Annotated in this window: 18 protein-coding genes; 9 read left to right on the plus strand and 9 right to left on the minus strand. The window is 66.0% G+C overall.

Annotated features, from left to right (window positions below):
• Nucleotides 1-219 precede the first annotated feature (219 nt).
• From A9974_RS10575 to glcF, 3 genes are read left to right on the plus strand one after another with little or no spacing between them, the layout of a single operon-like run.
• Complete coding sequence (locus A9974_RS10575; RefSeq protein WP_183004037.1) at nucleotides 220-1,719, plus strand: FAD-linked oxidase C-terminal domain-containing protein; 1,500 nt, start codon at nucleotides 220-222, stop codon at nucleotides 1,717-1,719.
• A gap of 12 nt (nucleotides 1,720-1,731) precedes the next feature.
• Nucleotides 1,732-2,835, plus strand: a complete 1,104-nt coding sequence (glcE, locus tag A9974_RS10580) for a glycolate oxidase subunit GlcE (RefSeq protein WP_183004038.1) — start codon at nucleotides 1,732-1,734, stop codon at nucleotides 2,833-2,835.
• A gap of 6 nt (nucleotides 2,836-2,841) precedes the next feature.
• Nucleotides 2,842-4,071: a glycolate oxidase subunit GlcF gene (gene glcF, locus A9974_RS10585; RefSeq protein WP_183004039.1), complete on the plus strand. Its 1,230-nt coding sequence runs from the start codon at nucleotides 2,842-2,844 to the stop codon at nucleotides 4,069-4,071.
• A gap of 58 nt (nucleotides 4,072-4,129) precedes the next feature.
• Here the strand turns inward: glcF and A9974_RS10590 are convergent, their stop codons facing one another.
• The 5 genes from A9974_RS10590 to A9974_RS10610 all read right to left on the minus strand — a co-directional run bounded on the left by A9974_RS10590 (nucleotide 4,130) and on the right by A9974_RS10610 (nucleotide 9,116).
• Entirely contained in the window at nucleotides 4,130-5,569 is a 1,440-nt protein-coding gene (locus A9974_RS10590; RefSeq protein ID WP_183004040.1) for an NAD(P)(+) transhydrogenase (Re/Si-specific) subunit beta, read from the minus strand.
• The gene (locus A9974_RS10595; RefSeq protein ID WP_006393790.1) at nucleotides 5,566-5,883 is read right to left on the minus strand and encodes an NAD(P) transhydrogenase subunit alpha; all 318 of its coding nucleotides are present in this window, start codon (nucleotides 5,881-5,883) and stop codon (nucleotides 5,566-5,568) included. Before A9974_RS10595 ends, A9974_RS10590 begins: the two co-directional genes overlap by 4 nt.
• A 3-nt stretch (nucleotides 5,884-5,886) precedes the next feature.
• On the minus strand, nucleotides 5,887-7,005 hold the full coding sequence (locus A9974_RS10600; protein WP_183004041.1) for a Re/Si-specific NAD(P)(+) transhydrogenase subunit alpha: 1,119 nt from the start codon (nucleotides 7,003-7,005) through the stop codon (nucleotides 5,887-5,889).
• Nucleotides 7,006-7,177: 172 nt separating this feature from the next.
• Nucleotides 7,178-8,053, minus strand: a complete 876-nt coding sequence (locus A9974_RS10605; RefSeq protein ID WP_183004042.1) for an N-formylglutamate amidohydrolase — start codon at nucleotides 8,051-8,053, stop codon at nucleotides 7,178-7,180.
• A gap of 73 nt (nucleotides 8,054-8,126) precedes the next feature.
• Nucleotides 8,127-9,116 carry a tripartite tricarboxylate transporter substrate binding protein gene (locus A9974_RS10610; protein WP_183004043.1) on the minus strand — a complete coding sequence of 330 codons (990 nt, stop codon included), beginning with the start codon at nucleotides 9,114-9,116 and terminating at the stop codon, nucleotides 8,127-8,129.
• Between the two features lie 188 nt (nucleotides 9,117-9,304).
• Between A9974_RS10610 and gcvA the strand changes: the two genes are divergently transcribed.
• From gcvA to A9974_RS10625, 3 genes are all read left to right on the plus strand, one after another.
• On the plus strand, nucleotides 9,305-10,225 hold the full coding sequence (gene gcvA, locus A9974_RS10615) for a transcriptional regulator GcvA (RefSeq protein ID WP_183004044.1): 921 nt from the start codon (nucleotides 9,305-9,307) through the stop codon (nucleotides 10,223-10,225).
• Nucleotides 10,226-10,237: 12 nt separating this feature from the next.
• Nucleotides 10,238-11,356: a tRNA 2-thiouridine(34) synthase MnmA gene (mnmA, locus tag A9974_RS10620; RefSeq protein WP_183004045.1), complete on the plus strand. Its 1,119-nt coding sequence runs from the start codon at nucleotides 10,238-10,240 to the stop codon at nucleotides 11,354-11,356.
• A 120-nt stretch (nucleotides 11,357-11,476) separates the two neighbouring features.
• Nucleotides 11,477-12,298, plus strand: coding sequence for a sulfite exporter TauE/SafE family protein (locus tag A9974_RS10625; protein WP_183004046.1), 822 nt, complete (start codon nucleotides 11,477-11,479; stop codon nucleotides 12,296-12,298).
• A 93-nt stretch (nucleotides 12,299-12,391) separates the two neighbouring features.
• Here A9974_RS10625 and A9974_RS10630 read toward each other — a convergent pair whose 3' ends face one another.
• Nucleotides 12,392-13,003: a glutathione S-transferase gene (locus A9974_RS10630; protein ID WP_183004047.1), complete on the minus strand. Its 612-nt coding sequence runs from the start codon at nucleotides 13,001-13,003 to the stop codon at nucleotides 12,392-12,394.
• 161 nt (nucleotides 13,004-13,164) lie between these two features.
• Between A9974_RS10630 and purB the strand changes: the two genes are divergently transcribed.
• Nucleotides 13,165-14,541 (plus strand): adenylosuccinate lyase, encoded by a 1,377-nt coding sequence (purB, locus tag A9974_RS10635; RefSeq protein ID WP_183004048.1) that lies wholly within the window; start codon nucleotides 13,165-13,167, stop codon nucleotides 14,539-14,541.
• Between the two features lie 56 nt (nucleotides 14,542-14,597).
• The gene (locus tag A9974_RS10640) at nucleotides 14,598-15,056 is read left to right on the plus strand and encodes a cytochrome c (RefSeq protein ID WP_183004049.1); all 459 of its coding nucleotides are present in this window, start codon (nucleotides 14,598-14,600) and stop codon (nucleotides 15,054-15,056) included.
• Nucleotides 15,057-15,144: 88 nt separating this feature from the next.
• Here A9974_RS10640 and A9974_RS10645 read toward each other — a convergent pair whose 3' ends face one another.
• The 3 genes from A9974_RS10645 to A9974_RS10655 all read right to left on the minus strand — a co-directional run bounded on the left by A9974_RS10645 (nucleotide 15,145) and on the right by A9974_RS10655 (nucleotide 17,338).
• Nucleotides 15,145-15,837 (minus strand): cytochrome b/b6 domain-containing protein, encoded by a 693-nt coding sequence (locus A9974_RS10645; RefSeq protein ID WP_183004050.1) that lies wholly within the window; start codon nucleotides 15,835-15,837, stop codon nucleotides 15,145-15,147.
• A 149-nt stretch (nucleotides 15,838-15,986) separates the two neighbouring features.
• Entirely contained in the window at nucleotides 15,987-16,268 is a 282-nt protein-coding gene (locus A9974_RS10650; protein ID WP_183004051.1) for a hypothetical protein, read from the minus strand.
• Between the two features lie 710 nt (nucleotides 16,269-16,978).
• Nucleotides 16,979-17,338 (minus strand): hypothetical protein, encoded by a 360-nt coding sequence (locus A9974_RS10655; protein WP_183004052.1) that lies wholly within the window; start codon nucleotides 17,336-17,338, stop codon nucleotides 16,979-16,981.
• Between the two features lie 155 nt (nucleotides 17,339-17,493).
• On the opposite strand from A9974_RS10655, the gene A9974_RS10660 reads away from it, so the two are divergent.
• The gene (locus tag A9974_RS10660; protein ID WP_183004053.1) at nucleotides 17,494-18,006 is read left to right on the plus strand and encodes a GNAT family N-acetyltransferase; all 513 of its coding nucleotides are present in this window, start codon (nucleotides 17,494-17,496) and stop codon (nucleotides 18,004-18,006) included.
• The last annotated feature ends 69 nt before the right edge of the window (nucleotides 18,007-18,075 follow it).

Below are 18,075 nucleotides of genomic sequence, written 5' to 3' on the forward strand. Positions count from 1 at the left end.
GCTGACTGCAGTGAAGGCGCGCTTTGCGCTTGGCCGTTCCCAGCCGATGAGAATGCCCCCACAGCGGGCAGGGGCGTGTGGAGGCTGACCGCGCGATGTTCTTTACGGCTGGTTACGTCTACGCCGCGCGTATCGCCTGTTGGCCGGCGGCCGGGTATACGCAGGATGCGGGTAAATCCCGGCCTGCGTCCAGCCTGCGGTCGCGCTATTGTTGCGCTCATGAATTCTCTGGTCGAAACCGGCCTGTCCCACGCGCAGGCGCCTTATTCGTTGCAGCAACTCGTCGAGGCGCTATCGGCCGCGTTGCCGTCGCATTGCGTATTGTTCCGCGAAGAAGACACGCGGCCCTACGAATGCGATGGGCTGTCCTTGTACCGGGCCTTGCCCGCGGTGGTGGCGCTGCCGGAAACCGAGGAGCAGGTGCAGGCGGTCTTGCGCATCTGCAAGCGGTTCAATGCGCCGCTGGTGGCGCGCGGCGCCGGCACCGGCCTGTCGGGCGGCGCCATGCCGCACAGCCAGGGCGTGTTGCTTGGCCTGTCCAAATTCAACCGCATCAAGCATATCGATCTGGCCAGCGCCACCGCAGTGGTCGAGCCCGGGGTCCGCAACCTGGCCATCTCCGAAGCCGCCTCGCCCTACGGCCTGTATTACGCGCCCGATCCTTCCAGCCAGATTGCCTGTTCCATCGGCGGCAATGTCGCGGAAAATTCCGGCGGCGTGCATTGCCTGAAGTACGGGTTGACGGTGCACAACGTGCTGCGGGTGCGCATGGTCACCATCGACGGCGACGTGGTGGAGCTTGGTTCCGAGGCGCCGGACGCGCCCGGGCTGGACTTGCTGTCGGTGTTCATCGGTTCCGAAGGCATGCTGGGCGTGGTGACCGAAGTCACCGTCAAGCTGATCCCCAAGCCGGCCTGCGCCCAGGTGGTGATGGCCAGCTTTGCCAGCGTCGAGGCCGCGGGCAACGCGGTGACGCAGGTGATCGCCGACGGCATCATTCCGGCGGGCCTGGAAATGATGGACCGGCGCGCGACGCACATGGTCGAACCCTTCGTGCGCGCAGGCTACGACATGGATGCGCAAGCGATACTGCTGTGCGAATCGGATGGCACGCCAGAAGAAGTGGCGCACGAGATCGCTCGCATGGAAGCCATCTTCCGCGCGGCCGGCGCCACCCGTTGCCAGGTGTCCGCATCCGAGGCCGAACGGCTGAAATTCTGGGCGGGGCGCAAGAACGCGTTTCCCGCCGCAGGGCGCGTGTCGCCCGATTACTACTGCATGGACGGCACGATTCCGCGCCGTCATCTCGCCCGGGTGCTGGGCGCCATCGAGCAAATGGAAGACGAGTTCGGCTTGCGCTGCGCCAACGTCTTTCATGCGGGCGACGGCAACCTGCATCCGTTGATCCTGTTCGATTCGAATAAACCGGACGAAGTGGAACGCGCTGAAAAATTCGGCGCGGCCATACTCGAACTGTGCGTGCAGGTAGGAGGAACCGTGACTGGAGAGCACGGGGTAGGAATGGAGAAAATAAATCAAATGTGCGTGCAATTCTCTCGCGAAGAACTCGACGCGTTCCTGGCCGTCAAGCGGGCGTTCGACCCGCCGTGCCTGCTGAATCCTGAAAAGGTCATCCCTACACTGGCCCGCTGTGCCGAATACGGCAAGATGCATGTGCATGCGGGCGAGTTGCGCTTCCCGGATCTCGCTCGCTTCTAGGACGCCTCCCCCATGGATTTCGTCCTGTCGGAATTGTGCGACCAGGTCATGACGGCGCGCGCCGGTCACAAGCCGCTGTTCGTCATGGGTGGCGGCAGCAAGGCGTTCTACGGCAATTACCGGCCCGTGACGCCGCAAGATGGCCATTGCCTGCTGGACATGACCCCGTATCGCGGCATCGTCAGCTATCACCCTTCAGAGTTGGTGGTGACGGTGCGCGCCGGCACGCCGCTGGCTGAACTGGAGGCGGCGCTGGCCGAGCACGGGCAGATGCTGGCCTTTGAGCCGCCGCATTTTTCACCCGCCGCGACGGTGGGCGGCTGCGTGGCCGCCGGTTTGTCGGGTCCGCGGCGCATGAGCGCGGGGGCCTTGCGCGATTTCGTGCTGGGCGCGCAACTGCTGGACTCGGATGGCCGCGTGCTGTCGTTCGGCGGCGAGGTCATGAAGAACGTGGCCGGCTATGACGTCTCGCGCCTGTTGGCGGGGTCGCACGGCATCTTCGGCGCCATCCTCGAGGTGTCGCTGAAAGTCGTGCCCAAGCCGATGCAGGAACTGACCTTGACGTTGCCCGCCACGCAGGCCCAGGCGCTGGCCAGCTTTGCGCTGTGGCGCGGCAAGCCTTTGCCGATTTCCGCCACCAGCTGGACGGGCGCGGCGCAGGGCGAGGGCCAGGTGCACGTGCGCCTGGCCGGCGCGCCGCCGGCGATATCGAGCGCGCGCCAGCTGATTGGCGGCGACCCGCTGTCGCCCGAGGCGGCCCAGGCCTGGTGGACCGGCTTGCGCGAGCAGACGCACGCCTTCTTCGCGCCGGGCAGACCACTGTGGCGCCTGGCCTTGCCGCCCACGGCGGCCGCGCTTGGCAACGGGCCTGCGCTGGTGGAGTGGGGCGGCGGCCAGCGCTGGCTGTCCGGGCCTCAGGATGCCGCCGAGCTGCGCGAACTGGCGCAACGCCTGGGCGGCCATGCGACGTTGTTCCGGCCGGCGGGCGTCAAGCCGCCGTCGGATGGCGTGTTTCATCCGCTGTCGCCCGGCGTGGCGTTGATCACGCGCCGGCTCAAGCAAGAACTCGATCCGGCCGGGTTGTTCAACCCCGGCCGCCTGGTCCTGGAGCTATAGCGCATCATGCAAACCAATCTGGCAGCCTGGGCCCGCGATACCGACTTGGGTAAAGAGGCCGATGCGATCCTGCGGCGCTGCGTGCATTGCGGATTCTGCACGGCCACCTGTCCCACCTACCAGGTGCTGGGCGATGAACTCGACAGTCCGCGCGGCCGCATCTACCTGATCAAGCAGGTGCTCGAAGGCGCCGAACCCACGCAGTCCACCCAACAGCATCTGGACCGCTGCCTGACGTGCCGCAATTGCGAGACGACTTGCCCTTCGGGCGTGGAGTACGGGCATCTGGTGGATATCGGCCGCCAGATCGTCGAAGAACGGGTGCCGAGGCCTTGGGCCGAAAAAGCCAAGCGCAAGATGCTGCGGCGGGCCATGCTGTCGCCGCTGTTCGGGCCGGCCATGCGGCTGGGCCAGGCGGTGCGCGGCGCCTTGCCGGAAGCCTTGAAGCGCAAGGTGCCGGAACGCCGCGCGGTGGGCGCGTTGCCGCAGGTGGCGGGCCATGCGCGGCAGGTATTGATGCTGGCGGGCTGCGTGCAGCCGGCCATGATGCCGACGATCGACGCCGCCACCATCCGCGTGCTGGATGCCATTGGCATCGGCGCGCGCATCGCGCCGGGTGCGGGCTGCTGCGGCGCGGTCAGCTTCCACCTGGACGCGCAGGAAGCCGCGCTGGACCAGATGCGCGCCAATGTGGACGCCTGGTGGCCGCTGGTGCAGGACGGCGCGGTCGAGGCCATCGTCATGAATGCGTCGGGTTGCGGCGCCATGGTCAAGGAATACGCGCACCATCTGCGCCATGATCCCGCCTACGCCCAAAAGGCCGCGGACATCGTGGCGCGGGTCAAGGACGTGGCGGAAATCGTGGCGCCCCACGCGGCCCAGTTGCGCGAGCGGCTCGCCGCCAAGGGCATGCGGGCGGCGTTTCACCCGCCGTGCACCCTGCAGCATTGGCAGGGGCTGCGGCCATTGTCCGAGCAGTTGCTGGCCGACCTGGGCTTCGAGCTGCTGCCGTTCGCGGACAAGCATCTTTGCTGCGGTTCGGCGGGCGCGTATTCGGTGCTGAATCCCGAGATCGCCCTGGCGTTGCGCGATCGCAAGCTGGATGCGATCGCGCCCAGCGGGCCGGACGTGATCCTGTCGGCCAATATCGGCTGCATCGGCCACCTGCAAAGCGGCACGGATACGCCTGTGCGGCACTGGGTCGAGGTGGTGGACGAGCACCTGGCCCGCGCGTAGGGGGCCAGGGCGGGGCGGTACCCCGCGGCGCCGGCGCGCCGCGGGTCTGGTCAAGCCGTCATTCCACGGCCTTGACCATGTCTTCCAGCACTTTCTTGGCGTCGCCGAAGACCATCATGGTGCGGTCCATGTAGAACAGCTCGTTGTCCAGGCCGGCGTAGCCGGAGGCCATCGAGCGCTTGTTCACGATCACCGTGCGCGCCTTGTAGGCCTCCAGGATCGGCATGCCGGCAATCGGCGACGTGGGATCGTTCTTGGCGGCCGGGTTGACCACATCGTTGGCGCCCAGCACCAGCACCACGTCCGTCTGGGCGAATTCGCTGTTGATGTCTTCCATTTCGAAGACTTGGTCGTAGGGCACTTCGGCCTCGGCCAGCAGCACGTTCATGTGGCCCGGCATGCGGCCGGCGACGGGGTGGATGGCGTACTTGACCGTCACGCCGCGTGCGGTGAGCTTTTCAGCGAGTTCCTTCAGCGCATGCTGGGCGCGGGCCACCGCCAGGCCGTAGCCCGGCACGATGGTCACGCTTTCGGCGTTGCTCATCAGGAAGGCGGCGTCGTCGGGACTGCCCGACTTGACGCTGCGTTGCTGGCCGCCGCCCGCGGCCGTACCGGCGCCCGCCTGTCCGCCGAAGCCGCCCAGGATCACGTTGAAGAACGACCGGTTCATCGCCTTGCACATGATGTAAGAGAGGATGGCGCCGGACGATCCCACCAGCGAACCGGCGATGATCAGCATCGGATTGTTCAGCGAGAAGCCGATGCCCGCCGCGGCCCAGCCCGAATAGCTGTTCAGCATCGACACCACCACGGGCATGTCGGCGCCCCCGATGGGGATGATGATCAGTACGCCCAGCACGAAGGCGATCAGGGTCATGATGATGAAGGGCGTCCAGTCCTGGGTCAGCATGAACCACACGCCCATGGCCAGCATCAGCAGCGCAAGCGCCAGATTCAGCATGTGCTGGCCGGGGAACACCACGGGCGCGCCCTGGAACAGCCGGAACTTGTATTTACCCGACAGCTTGCCGAAGGCGATGACCGAACCGGAGAAGGTAATGGCGCCCACGAAGGTTCCGATGAACAGCTCGAAGCGGTTGCCGGTGGGGATCAGGGTGCCGGCCGCGACGATGCCGAAGGCATGCGGTTCGGCCACCACGGCCACCGCGATGGCCACGGCCGCCAGGCCGATCATGCTGTGCATGAAAGCGACCAGTTCGGGCATTTTGGTCATTTCCACGCGCTTGGCCATCAGCGTGCCGATCGAGCCGCCCACGAGCAGGCCCAGCAGTACCCAGCCCAGTCCGATCGTGGCCGTGCCCGAGCGGGCCAGGCCGACGATAAGCGCGCCGGTCGTCAGCACCGCGATCGCCATGCCGGCCATGCCGAAGGCATTGCCCAGCCGCGACGTGGTGGGATGCGATAGGCCCTTGAGCGCCTGGATGAAGCACACCGACGCGATCAGGTACAGCAGCGTCACGAGGTTGAGCGAGATCATTTCGCTTCCTCCTTGGCGGGCTTTTTGTCCTTCTTCTTGAACATCTCCAGCATGCGCCGGGTGACCAGGAAGCCGCCGAACACGTTCACGGCGGCCAGCGCCACGGCGAACACGCCCATGCCGCGGGCCAGTCCGCCTTCGGTCAGCGCGGCCGCGAGCATGGCGCCGACGATGATGATGGCGGAGATGGCGTTGGTGACCGCCATGAGCGGCGTGTGCAGCGCCGGGGTGACGTTCCAGACCACGTGGTAGCCGACATAGATGGCCAGCACGAAGATGATGAGATTCATCAGGGTGGGATTGATCGCTTCCATGTTTCAGGTTCTCCGCGTCACATTGCCGCCTTCGCACACCAGGCAGGCCGTCACGATTTCATCGTCGCGCTGGATCGCCAGCGCGCCGTCCGCATTGATGATGAGTTTGAGGAAGTCGAGGATGTTGCGGGCATAGAGCGCCGACGCGTCGGTGGCCACCAGGCCGGGCAGGTTGGTCAGCCCGATGAGCGTCACGCCATGCTTTTCCACGATCTTGCCCTTTTCGGACAGCGGGCAGTTGCCGCCGCGCTCGACGGCCAGGTCGACCAGGACCGAGCCGGGCTTCATGGCTGCCACGGTGTCGGCCGAGACCAGCGTGGGCGCCGGACGGCCGGGGATCAATGCGGTGGTGACGACAATGTCGGCCTGCTTGCAGCGTTCGGACACCAGCGCCGCCTGCCGCGCCATCCAGGCCGGCGGCATGGGGCGGGCGTAGCCGCCCACGCCTTGCGCGATCTCGCGCTCTTCATCGGTTTCGAACGGCACGTCGATGAACTTGGCGCCGAGCGACTCGACCTGTTCACGGGCGGCGGGGCGCACGTCGGAGGCTTCGACCACCGCCCCCAGGCGCTTGGCCGTGGCGATGGCCTGCAGCCCGGCTACGCCGGTGCCCAGCACGACGGCGCGGGCGGCCTTGAGCGTGCCCGCGGCGGTCATCATCATCGGGATCAGGCGACCATAGTGGTGGGCCGCCAGCAGCACGGCCTTGTAGCCGGCCAGGTTGGCCTGCGACGACAGCACGTCCAGGCTTTGGGCGCGGGTGATGCGGGGCGCGGCTTCAAGCGCAAAGCCGATCAGTCCGGCGCCGGCCATCTGCGCGAGGCCCTCGGCGTCGAACGGATCGAGCATGCCGATGACGACGGCGCCGGATTTCATGTGCGGCAGCTCGGATCCGGCAGGGGCGCGAACCTTCAGGACCAGCTCCGCCCCCAGCGCATCCTGGGCGGTGCCGAGCGTGGCGCCCGCGGCCTCGTAGGCTTCATCCAGATAGCGCGCCGCATTGCCTGCGCCACGCTCCACGACAACGGTGTGTTTGCCGCCTACGTACTTCTTGACGGTCTCCGGTGTTGCTGCGACACGGGTTTCCCCGTCTCGGGTTTCTCTTGGTATCCCGATGTGCATCGACGCCTCTCCTAAGAAGGTTCGCGTATTTATACACGGAATGGATACCCCGAAGCGCTGGCCCAAAAAGAAAGCCCCATGGGGTTAACCATGGGGCTTGGGGGCTTGCACCCCGGTCATACCGGCCAGACTGACGGGCTGCTGGCCGGCACTGGCGCGCAGGCGTCCGGCGTCAGGCCGTCTGCGAGCGAGTCCAGTCGATCAGCGCGGCGGTCAGGTCGCGCAGGTCGGATTTCAGGCGGCCGTAGTTGGCCGTCGGACGCAGGCTGACTTCGTCCATGTACAGATTGCGGTTGATCTCGATCTGCAGGCTATGGCGGCCTTCGGCGGGGCGGCCGAACGCGCGCACCAGTTCAACGCCCTTGTAGGGATCGTTCACGGTGACGTTGTAGCCGCGTTCGCGCAGCCAGGTGGCGATGAATTCGCGGAAGGCGGGATCGCTGGTGCTGCCGTCGCGATCGCCCAGCACGAAGTCGGGGTGGACCAGGCCGGGACGGTCGGTGGCATAGGCGCCGGCGACGCTGGGCATCGAGTGGCAGTTGATGTGCCAGACCTTGCCGAACTTCTGGTGGGCGCTGTCCAGCACCTGGCCCAGGGCGGCGTGGTAGGGCTTCCAGCAGGCTTCGATGCGGTGCGTGACTTCTTCCACCGTCAGCTTGCGGTCGTACAGCGGCGTGCCGTCGTCCAGCATGCGCCAGATCAGGCCCTTGCCCAGCTTGACCTTGGGCGAGGCGTTGACCGGGCCGGGCCACGGCTGGTCCAGCAGCAACTGGTCGATTTCGTCGGGAGCGCGATTGGCGTCGATGTAGGCGCGCGGGAAGCCGGCGGCGATCAGGGGAACACCCATGTCGACGGCGTCGCCCCACAGATCGTCAACCCAGGTGTCCTCGGCCGTGCGCAAGGCGCCGAAAGCCACCGCGGGCGCGAAGTCGGGCGGGTAGGCGGTGCCGCTGTGCGGGGAGTCCAGCACGAGCGGGGCCGAGGGCGCCGAGTTCGGGTATTGCTGCGGAAGGTCGAGCCGGTAAGACAGGGGTTGGGAAATTCGCATATAGGGGTGTTGCGTTCGTGAATCGGAGGTCCCCGCCGGGCGCGCACGGCGCGGGGCGGGGACCGAAGATCGCTTAGTCGATCTTCACGTTGGCTTCTTTGGCGATGCGCTTGTTCTTGGCGATTTCCGCCGAGATCTGCTTGGCGAAATCGGCCGGGCTGTTGGCGGCCGGTTCGGCACCCAGCGCTTCCAGGCGCGTCTTGACGTCGGGCTCGGCGCTGACCTTCTGGACGGCGGCGTTCAGCTTGGCCAGGATCGGCGCGGGCAGCTTGGCCGGGGCGACCAGACCAAACCACGAGGCGTCGTTGACGGCCGGCAGGCCGACTTCGGCGAACGTGGGCACGTCGGGCAGGCTGGCGACGCGCTTGGGCGCGGCCACGGCCATGGCGATCAGGCGGCCGGACTGGACGTGCGGCAGGGTCGAGGGCAGGTTGTCGTACATGACGTCGACCTGGCCGGCCAGCGCGTCGTTCAGGGCCGGGCCCACGCCGCGGTACGGCACGTGCATCAGATCGGTGCCCGAGGCCATCTTGAACAACTCACCCATCATGTGCGAGACCGAGCCGTTGCCGGCCGAGGCGTACGTCAGCTTGCCCGGCTGGCTCTTGGCCAGCTTGATGAACTCGGCCATGTTCTTGGCCTGCACCTTCGGGTTGATGGTCATGATGTTCGGCACGGCCGCCAGGTTCGAGACCGGCGTGAAGTCCTTCTCGCCATCGAACGGCAGGTTCGGGTAGATGGCCGGGTTGATGCCGTGCGTGCTGACGGTGGCGATGCCCAGGGTGTAGCCGTCCGGTGCGCTGCTGGCGACAAACGCGCTGCCGATCGAACCGCCGGCGCCGCCGCGGTTTTCTACCACGACGGTCTGGCCCAGTTCCTTGCCCAGCTTGTCGGCGAAAAGGCGGCCGACGATGTCAGTGGTGCCTCCGGGCGGGAACGGCACGATCAGGCGGATCGGCTTGCTCGGGAAGGCGTCTTCGGCATGGGCGATGCTCGAGGTCAGCGGCGTGGCCAGGGTCGCGGCAGCGACACACAGGCCCAGGACTACATTACGGCGTTGCATGAATTCCCCTATGAATTGGAACGCGGATGCGCAAAGGCAGACGCAAACAGGGCGATTCTTTCGTGCGGGGCGGGTTTGCGCAAACGAAAGTTTCTCCGTAAGCTATGACTTTTTTTCATGCCTCTTTTGCGGCGAAGTTTCTTTCTGTAACTTCGCTCCAGGCGGACCGGGCATGGGAGCATCCCCACATGAGACGGTTCTGTCCTTCGCTGACCGACCTGCAGGCGTTCGAAGTCGCCGCCAGGCACAGCAGCTTTACCCGCGCCGCGCAGGAACTGTGCGTCACGCAGGGTGCGGTCAGTAAGCAAGTGAAACATCTGGAAGAGTTCGTCGGGGTCGAACTATTCCTGCGCATCAGGCAAGGCCTGGTTTTGACCGAGGCTGGCCGCAGCTACCTGACCAAGGTCCAGGCCGGGCTGGGCCAGATCGAAGCCGCCACCGTGGAGCTGATCGCGCATCAGGGGCAGGGCGGCACGCTCAACCTGACCTGTATGCCCACCTTCGGCGCGCGCTGGTTGATCCCGCGCCTGACGGCCTTCATGCGGCTGCGCCCGGATATCCACGTCGAATTCCTGCCGCATCGCCAGGGCTACGACTTCTCGACGCCCGAACTGGATGCCGCGGTGCGCTTTGGCGAAGGCATCTGGCCGGGCAGCGGCGCTGACTACATCGTCGGCCGCGAGATCCTGCCGGTCTGTAGCCCGCGCCTGATTCCCGGCGGCTGTGGCTCGCCGGAAGACCTGCTGGCGTATCCGCTGCTGCACCATACGTCGGCGCTCGAGGGCTGGCGCGACTGGTTCGACCAGGCCGGCTGCGACACCCGGCGCAGCCTGGAAGGGGCGCGTTTCGACCAGTACGCCTTGCTGTCGCAGGCGGCGGCCGCCGGTTTCGGCGTGGCGCTGATTCCGCGCTGCCTGATCGAGGACGAGCTGCGCGACGGCAAGCTCGCTGTCGCCATCCAGCTGCCGATCCGCGCGCGTATGGGGTATTACCTGTGCTATCCCGACCAGAAGGCCAACCTGCCGACGCTGCAGGCGTTCCGCACCTGGCTGATGGAGGTTTCGCGGGCGGCCGAGCCGCAGCCGCAGGACGCTTCCAGCCCACAGTAAAATGGCGCCATCATGAGTCAAATATCCACCAAGAAGGGCCGCGTTGTCGTCGGCATGTCCGGCGGGGTCGATTCTTCGGTCACCGCCTGGCTGCTCAAGCAACAAGGCTACGAGGTCGTCGGCCTGTTCATGAAGAACTGGGAAGACGACGACGATTCCGAATACTGCTCCACCCGGCAAGACCTGCTGGACGCGGCCAGCGTGGCCGACCTGGTCGGCGTGGAATTCGAATACGTCAATTTCGCCGCCGAATACAAGGACCGCGTGTTCGCGGAATTCCTGCGCGAATATTCGGCCGGACGCACGCCCAACCCCGACGTGTTGTGCAACGCCGAGATCAAGTTCAAGGCGTTCCTGGACCACGCCATGGCGCTGGGCGCCGAGCACATCGCCACGGGCCACTATGCCCGCGTGCGTGAAGTGCCGGCCGATGGCGGCGGCTCGCAGTTCCAGTTGCTCAAGGCGCTGGACGGCTCGAAGGACCAGAGCTATTTCCTGCATCGCCTGAACCAGGCGCAGTTGTCGCGCACGCTGTTTCCGCTGGGCGAGATCCACAAGACCGAAGTGCGCCGCATCGCGCACGAGATCGGCCTGCACAATGCGGCCAAGAAGGACTCGACCGGCATCTGCTTCATCGGCGAGCGCCCGTTCCGCGAATTCCTGAACCGCTATCTGCCCACCGAACCGGGCCCGATCCTGACGCCCGAAGGGCAGAGGGTGGGGCGTCACGAGGGCCTGTCCTTCTATACGCTGGGCCAGCGCAAGGGCCTGGGCGTGGGCGGCGTGAAAGGACGCCAGCGCGAAGACGGCACCGCCGAGGCCTGGTACGTGGCGCGCAAGGATCTCGAACGCAACATACTTTATGTGGTGCAAGGTCACGACCACCCGTGGCTGTTGTCCGGCTCGTTGCGGGCCCAGGACGCCAGCTGGGTGGCCGGGCATGCGCCCGCCGCGGGCGGCTACGGCGCCAAGACGCGCTACCGCCAGGCCGATGCGGCCTGCCGGCTGGACCAGGCGGCGGGCGACAGTTTTGCGCTCGATTTCACCGAGCCCCAATGGGCGGTCACGCCCGGGCAGTCTGCCGTGCTTTACGATGGCGACATCTGTCTGGGCGGTGGCATTATCGTGTAAGCGCCGCCTGAGCCCTGCAGGGCTCAATGCGGCACAGGCAGGTCCAACCAGGCCCCGCGGGCGTCATGCTCCCGGGGCCTGGTTCATGAAACGACAAAAACCGATAACGAGGAGAGGGATGTGGATGTAACGATGGTGATTTGCCTGCTGGTCCTGGGCGGGGTGACGGGCTTTCTGGCGGGCTTGCTGGGCATCGGCGGCGGCATGGTGCTGGTGCCGTTCCTGACCATGCTGTTCGCCTGGAAGGGCATGGCGCCCGACCTGGTGGTGCACGCGGCCATCGCGACGTCGATGACCTCGATCCTGTTCACGTCCATCTCCAGCGTCCGGGCGCACCAGCAGAAGGGCACGATCAAATGGGGCATCGTCTGGGCGATGGCGCCCGGCATCATCATCGGCGGCCTGTTGTCAGGCGGTGCGGTGTTCGCGGCGCTCAGCACCTTCTGGCTGTCGTTGTTCTTCGCCGTGTTCGTGGGCTATTCGGGCTGGAGCATGTTGCGCAACAAGAAGCCCAAGCCCAGCCGTCAGATGCCCGGCATCGCAGGCACCAGCGCGGCGGGCGCGGGCATCGGTTTCCTGTCGGGGCTGGTCGGGGCGGGCGGCGGTTTCCTGTCCGTGCCCTTCATGGTCTGGTGCAATGTGGCCCTGCACAACGCGGTGTCCACGTCGGCCGCGCTGGGGTTCCCCATCGCCCTGGCCAACAGCGCGGGCTACATCGTGTCCGGACTGAACGAAGCCGCCAGCCGGCCGGGCATGCTGGGCTATATCTATTGGCCGGCGCTGATCGCCCTGGTGTGCACCAGCGTGCTGACCGCCCCCCTGGGCGCCCGCATGGCACATCGACTGCCCGTGCAGACCTTGAAGCGGGTGTTCGCCTGCCTGCTGTTCGCGCTGGCGGCCTACATGCTGTCCAAGGCTTGGCAGACGTATGCAGGCGCCTAAGGTCTGATGCCTGCTTTCCGGGGCCGCTGGCCCCGGACGTGAAACCGGCCGCGCAAGGCGGCCGGAGCGGTTCGGGTGAAGACGGCGGCGCCGTCAGGCGGTCTTGGGGACCGTGTCCACGAACGATTGGCGCTGGGACAGCTTGTCGTACAGCCGCGCCAGATTGAGGTGGTCCGTGCGCCAGTCCAGTTCGGCGAAACGCAGGTCCAGGTAGCCCAGAGCGCAGCCCACGGCGATATCGGCCAGGCTGTAGTTGATGCCCATGCAGTGGGCGTTGTCACCCAGGCTTTTATTCATGGCATCCAGGCTGGCGCCGATCTTGCTGTATTGGCGTTCGATCCATTCGGGGCTGCGTTGAGCCTCGGGACGCTGCTTTTCCTTGACGATGGTCACGCAGGCGTCGAGCAGGCCGTCGGCGATGGCCTCCCAGCACTTGACGGCCGCACGGTCACGGCCCGGCTGAGGAATCAGGCGGGCGACGGGCGACAAGGTGTCCAGGTATTCGACGATGACGCGCGAGTCGAACAGGGCGCCGCCATCTTCCATGACCAGGCAGGGCACCTTGCCCAGCGGGTTATACGTTTGGATCTGCGTGTCGGCGGACCAGACGTTTTCGAGTTCAAGCCGGTAATCCAGCTTTTTCTCGGCCATGACGATACGCACTTTGCGCACGTATGGACTGGTAAGCGAGCCGATCAGTTTCATGGATTCACAAGCGGAGTCGGAAAGCGGCCGAAGTATAGCAGGCCGCATGACGGTCAAACCGTCCGCAGGACGGAATCCCGTTCAGTTTGCCACAATGTTGCACGGCCCTGAATGATAAAATCGCCGGGTTTTCCCATCCGCAGCTTTTTCTTTCCCAGACCATGCAAATCGCCGACCAGCTTAGCCAACTTAACGCCCTTTCGCCACTGGATGGCCGGTACGCCTCCCGGGGCGACGCGCTGCGCGGGCTGCTTTCCGAGGCCGGTTTCATGGCCCACCGCGTCGAAGTCGAGGTGGCCTGGCTGGTTGCCCTGTCCGACGCCGGCCTGCCCGAGCTGCCCGCCTTCTCGCAGCAAGCCCGCGCCCGCCTGCAGCAGCTGGTGCGTGACTTCTCCGAAGCCGACGCCGCCCGCATCAAGGACATCGAACGCGTCACCAACCACGACGTCAAAGCCGTGGAATACTGGCTCAAGGAAAAAGTCGCCGGCGACGCCGAACTGGCGCGCGCTGCCGAATTCATCCATTTCGCCTGCACCTCCGAAGACATCAACAACACGTCGCACGCGCTGATGCTGTCGCGCGCCCGCAGCGAAGTGGTGTTGCCGCGTCTGCGCGAAATCGCCGCCAAGCTCAACGACATGGCCGTGGCGCAAGCCGATCAGCCGATGCTGTCGCGCACCCACGGCCAGCCGGCCAGCCCCACCACGCTCGGCAAGGAATTCGCCAACGTGGCTGCGCGCCTGAACCGCGCCATCGCCGCCGTTGAAGCCGTCGAACCGCTGGCCAAGCTCAACGGCGCCACCGGCAACTACAACGCCCACCTGTCGGCCTACCCGGAAATCGATTGGCCCGCCTTCAGCCAGCGCGTGCTGGCCGGCCTGGGCCTCACGCAAAACCGCCACACCATCCAGATCGAACCGCACGACTGGATGTCGGCGCTGTTCGACGCCGTGGTGCGCGCCAACATCATCGTGCTCGACCTGGACCGCGACATCTGGGGCTACGTGGCCCTGGGCTACTTCAAGCAGCGCTTGAAGGACGGCGAAGTCGGCTCGTCCACCATGCCGCACAAGGTCAACCCGATCGACTTCGAAAATTCCGAAGGCAATTTGGGCCTGGCCAACGCCGTGCTGCGCCACCTGTCGGACAAGCTGCCCATCTCCCGCTGGCAGCGTGACCTGACCGACTCCACCGTGCTGCGCAACCTGGGCGTGGGCCTGGGTTACTGCCTGGTGGCCTGGGATGCCTGCATGCGCGGCCTGGGCAAGCTCGAGGTCAACGTCGCGGCCATCGACGCCGATATCGACGCGTGTTGGGAAGTGCTGGCCGAGCCCGTCCAGACGGTCATGCGCCGTTACGGCCTGCCGCAGCCCTACGAACAACTCAAGGCTTTGACGCGCGGCAAGGGTATTACCGAAGAAGCCCTGCGAGAATTCATCCAGGGCCTGGCGCTGCCTGAAGAGCCCAAGGCCCGCCTGCTGGCGATGACCCCGCGTTCGTATATCGGTCTGGCTGCGGAGCTGGCCCGGGCGGTATAGTCGCCTTGCCGCGCGCCAAGCGCGCGGCATTCTTGTTGTACTTACGGGAGATTGCAATGAAGAAGTTGTCCACGCTCGCTGCGCTGGCCTGTATGACCGTCGGGCCGCTGCTGGCGACCTCCGCGTCCGCGCAGTTCGCCAAGCCTGAAGACGCCGTCAAGTACCGCCAGTCGGCCTTGACCCTGATGGCCTCGCACTTCGGCCGCATGGCGCCGGTGATCAAGGGCCAGGCGCCTTACGATGCCGCGCAGATCAAGGCCAACGTCGAGGTGCTCAAGACGCTGTCGGCGCTGCCGTGGACGGCTTTCGGCGCGGGCACGGAAGGCGGCGACGCCCGCCCCGAAATCTGGAGCGATGCCGCAGGCTTCCAGCAGAAGCAGCAGGCTTTCAAGGACAACATCGTCAAGCTGTCGGCCGCGGCCGATGCCGGCGACCTGGACAAGCTGCGTGCCGCCTTCGGTGATGTCGGCGCCAGCTGCAAGGCCTGTCACGACGCCTACCGCAAGAAGAAGTAAGCGCCTGCCGCGCCGCATGGCGCGTCCCGGCATGCAAAAGCCCCTCGACGGAGGGGCTTTTCATTGGATGTAGCGAAGAGGGCGGGCTTTACGAGAAGGACATGTCGGCCACGATTTCCAGCGACCGGATCCACAGCACCAGCGCGGTGACGCAGGCGCCGAGGATCAGCGCGCGCAGCCAGATGGCCGGTCCGTCCTGCGTGGGCGAGGTGCCGGGCGGCACGTCCTTGGGATCGACATTGCCGGTGATGATGGCGCGCACCAGGCGCTTGCGGCGCACGACGGCATACCAGGCCACGGCCACCAGGTGCAATGCGACCAGCGCGATGATGACCCACTCGTTGAGCTTGTGCCAGGAGGTCAGCAGCGTGGCGGTGGATTCGCTGACGTGGCCGAACAGCGGGCCCTGCGTCAGGATGTCATCGGTGGTGAACAGCCCGCTGACGGCCTGGAAACCGATCACCAGCAGCAGCGCCAGCACCGACAGCGCCCCCAGCGGATTATGGCCAGCAGGTGCCGCCGCGCCCTTGAGGTAGCTGGCCACCGCGCGCGGGCCGCGCACGAACTGCGTGAAGCGCGCATAGCGCGGGCCGAAAAAGCCCCACAGCACGCGAAAGATGATGAGCCCCAGCGCTGTACAGCCAAAGCGCACGTGCCAATCCATGTACAGGCCGCCCAGCTTCACGCTGACGAAGGCGCCGACGATACAGACAACGAGTGCCCAGTGGAAGAGGCGGGTGGGGAGGTCCCAGATGCGGATTGCAAGCCGGTTGTTTTGCATGATGCTATTGCCATGACTGCGTTGCTTGCGACTTTATCACGCAGAAATGAAGCCGCCGCGGGGTTGGCCGCGGCGGATTTGAGCTGGCTCAGCAAGCGCCGGTTCAGGGTATGGCTGATACGGCGGGTGCTTGCCTTGCGAGTGCCGGCTTAGCGAGCGGCGCGGCGCACCGGTTCGATGCGATGCACGTGCTCGTGGCGGAAGCGGATGCGCTGGCCGGGGGCCTTTTGCGCAGGCGCTCCGCAAGGCACGACTTCCGTGGTGTACGTGGTCGTGCCGTCGATCGGCGCGTTGAAGATCACGGTGGCGCGAATGGCCGGGCCGTTGGTCGGTTGCAGGTAAACGATGTCGCCGATATGGATCGGCATGTTGTCCAGCTTGGTATGAGCCGGGCGTCGGATCAGGTCCGAGGTAGTGAAACGAGTATTCATGGTGTGTTCTCTTTCAAGTTCTTGTTATGGGAATTGCTGCGTAGCGCATGCCGCGTAGACAGGACGAGTGTGCTGTAACGCACCGCGTCCTGTCCGCGTGCCGAGTCATGCATGACACTAACGCATAACCGCCGCCGATCCTTTGCGCATTCTCATGGTTTTGCTTGCGCGCGGGCTTGGCTGCGGGTTGCGGCCCCAGGCATTGGCTTGGGGCTCGCTGCCGGATCCTGGGCGGGCTGTCTGAACAGCGGGCTGCGGATCTGGCGCACGGCTGCTTTGGGATGCTGGCCGTGAACTGCTGATATGGGACCGAACCGGACTGGGCGGAACGATCTTGTCATGGCGACAAGCTTGGGCTTTTGTGGCCTGCCTTTCAGGGCCTGCCGTTTACAGTCCGCTTATTCGCGTCTTGTACTGTTCTGTACTGGGCTTGGGCCCGACTCTGCGTTTTTAGGGTTATCTGTCGCAAAGATCTGGCGTAGCCCTTGGGGCTGGTCCAAGATCCAAGCCCGGGGAGCAATACCGCGGGGCTGCAATATCTTGGAAATGGCTGGCGTTTGTAAGTTCACCAGTGTGCATCGCGGGGGGCGATCACCGGCGAATCAACTAAGCATCATATAGCTAGTTTGGTGATTTTGCAAGGCTTTTTTGATGGGCGGGGGGAAGCGGGCGCTTTCGTGGCTGAAATACGTCGGCGCCCTGGGGCCGCGTCAGTGCGTAGCGGGGCGAGCTTGGCGCTGGGCTTCGATGATCAGGGCTTCCAGGCGCGGCGACATGCGCAAGGCGACCTGCGCGGCGGTCGAGCCGTCGGCGCGGGTCTCGGTTTCCAGGGCCAGTTCGATACGCTCGCCATTGAAGGCTTCGGGGGCGGCCTGGATCTCGACATAGCGCTCCAGCAGGGCGTCGACGGCTTTTTGCGCATCCGCCAGCGCTTCCTCGCCCAGTTGGTCCGGCCCCAGATATTGGTTGGCCACGCGCGCCAGGTCGTTCATGAAAAACAGCAGGGCGGCGGCGCCGCGGCAATCGGGATGGGCAAAGCCCCAGGTGTCGGGAGAAATGTCTTGGGTCATGACGAGCGCAACGGCAAGGATGGCGGGCGGCCACGGCGGGCCGGCAAGGCGTCATTTTAGGCGATGGCGTGCAGGGGGCAGGCAGGGCGGTCGGGGAACCCATCCAGTTTCGTCCGCGAACGCGCCGCGCGTGCTTGGGGCATACTTGGCGCCCCATGATCAGACACGCCACCTTCGCCGACCTGGCCCTCTTGCCCGAGGTCGAACGCTCCGCCGCCGCGCGGTTCCTGCGCACGCCGATGGCTTTTGCCGCCGCCGGCGACCCCTTGCCCGTCCAGACGCTGGCACAGGCGATGGCGGACGGGCTCTTGTGGGTGGCACAGGACGATGATGCCCGGCCTGCCGGTTTTGCGCTGGCGCGGCCGCTGGATGCCGACTTGTTCCTGGCTGAAATGTCGGTGGCGTTGCCGATGCAGGGCCGCGGCCTGGGCCGGGCGCTGCTGCAGGTGGTGGTCGAACACGCCCGCGCCGCGGGGATTTATCGCGGCGTGGCGCTGACGACCGATCGCGAGTTGCCCTGGAATGGCCCCTTCTACCGGCAGGCGGGTTTTACCGAGGTGCCGCCGGCGCAACAAGGGCCGCAACTGCGCGCGCAGTTGCGGCACGAGGCCGCTGCGGGATTCGATCCGGCGCGCCGCTGCGCGATGCGCTTGCCGCTGCCCGTCTGAGGCCGGCGCCCTGTGTCATATCGATTCGATGGCAACAAAATCCGCCCGCAGCCGGCGCGAAGCGGGCGC

Origin of the sequence: Achromobacter sp. UMC71 (genome assembly GCF_014170305.1) — a bacterium.
Lineage (GTDB): Bacteria > Pseudomonadota > Gammaproteobacteria > Burkholderiales > Burkholderiaceae_B > Achromobacter.

Coding starts and splice junctions, on each gene's coding strand:
- A9974_RS10605 (WP_183004042.1), bottom strand. CDS start 8,053: ATGCGAATTTCCCAACCCCTGTCTTACCGGCTCGACCTTCCGCAGCAA.
- A9974_RS10590 (WP_183004040.1), bottom strand. CDS start 5,569: ATGATCTCGCTCAACCTCGTGACGCTGCTGTACCTGATCGCGTCGGTG.
- mnmA (WP_183004045.1), top strand. CDS start 10,238: ATGAGTCAAATATCCACCAAGAAGGGCCGCGTTGTCGTCGGCATGTCC.
- A9974_RS10600 (WP_183004041.1), bottom strand. CDS start 7,005: ATGCACATCGGGATACCAAGAGAAACCCGAGACGGGGAAACCCGTGTC.
- A9974_RS10630 (WP_183004047.1), bottom strand. CDS start 13,003: ATGAAACTGATCGGCTCGCTTACCAGTCCATACGTGCGCAAAGTGCGT.
- glcF (WP_183004039.1), top strand. CDS start 2,842: ATGCAAACCAATCTGGCAGCCTGGGCCCGCGATACCGACTTGGGTAAA.
- A9974_RS10595 (WP_006393790.1), bottom strand. CDS start 5,883: ATGGAAGCGATCAATCCCACCCTGATGAATCTCATCATCTTCGTGCTG.
- A9974_RS10640 (WP_183004049.1), top strand. CDS start 14,598: ATGAAGAAGTTGTCCACGCTCGCTGCGCTGGCCTGTATGACCGTCGGG.
- A9974_RS10645 (WP_183004050.1), bottom strand. CDS start 15,837: ATGCAAAACAACCGGCTTGCAATCCGCATCTGGGACCTCCCCACCCGC.
- gcvA (WP_183004044.1), top strand. CDS start 9,305: ATGAGACGGTTCTGTCCTTCGCTGACCGACCTGCAGGCGTTCGAAGTC.
- A9974_RS10610 (WP_183004043.1), bottom strand. CDS start 9,116: ATGCAACGCCGTAATGTAGTCCTGGGCCTGTGTGTCGCTGCCGCGACC.
- A9974_RS10575 (WP_183004037.1), top strand. CDS start 220: ATGAATTCTCTGGTCGAAACCGGCCTGTCCCACGCGCAGGCGCCTTAT.
- glcE (WP_183004038.1), top strand. CDS start 1,732: ATGGATTTCGTCCTGTCGGAATTGTGCGACCAGGTCATGACGGCGCGC.
- A9974_RS10650 (WP_183004051.1), bottom strand. CDS start 16,268: ATGAATACTCGTTTCACTACCTCGGACCTGATCCGACGCCCGGCTCAT.
- A9974_RS10660 (WP_183004053.1), top strand. CDS start 17,494: ATGATCAGACACGCCACCTTCGCCGACCTGGCCCTCTTGCCCGAGGTC.
- A9974_RS10655 (WP_183004052.1), bottom strand. CDS start 17,338: ATGACCCAAGACATTTCTCCCGACACCTGGGGCTTTGCCCATCCCGAT.
- purB (WP_183004048.1), top strand. CDS start 13,165: ATGCAAATCGCCGACCAGCTTAGCCAACTTAACGCCCTTTCGCCACTG.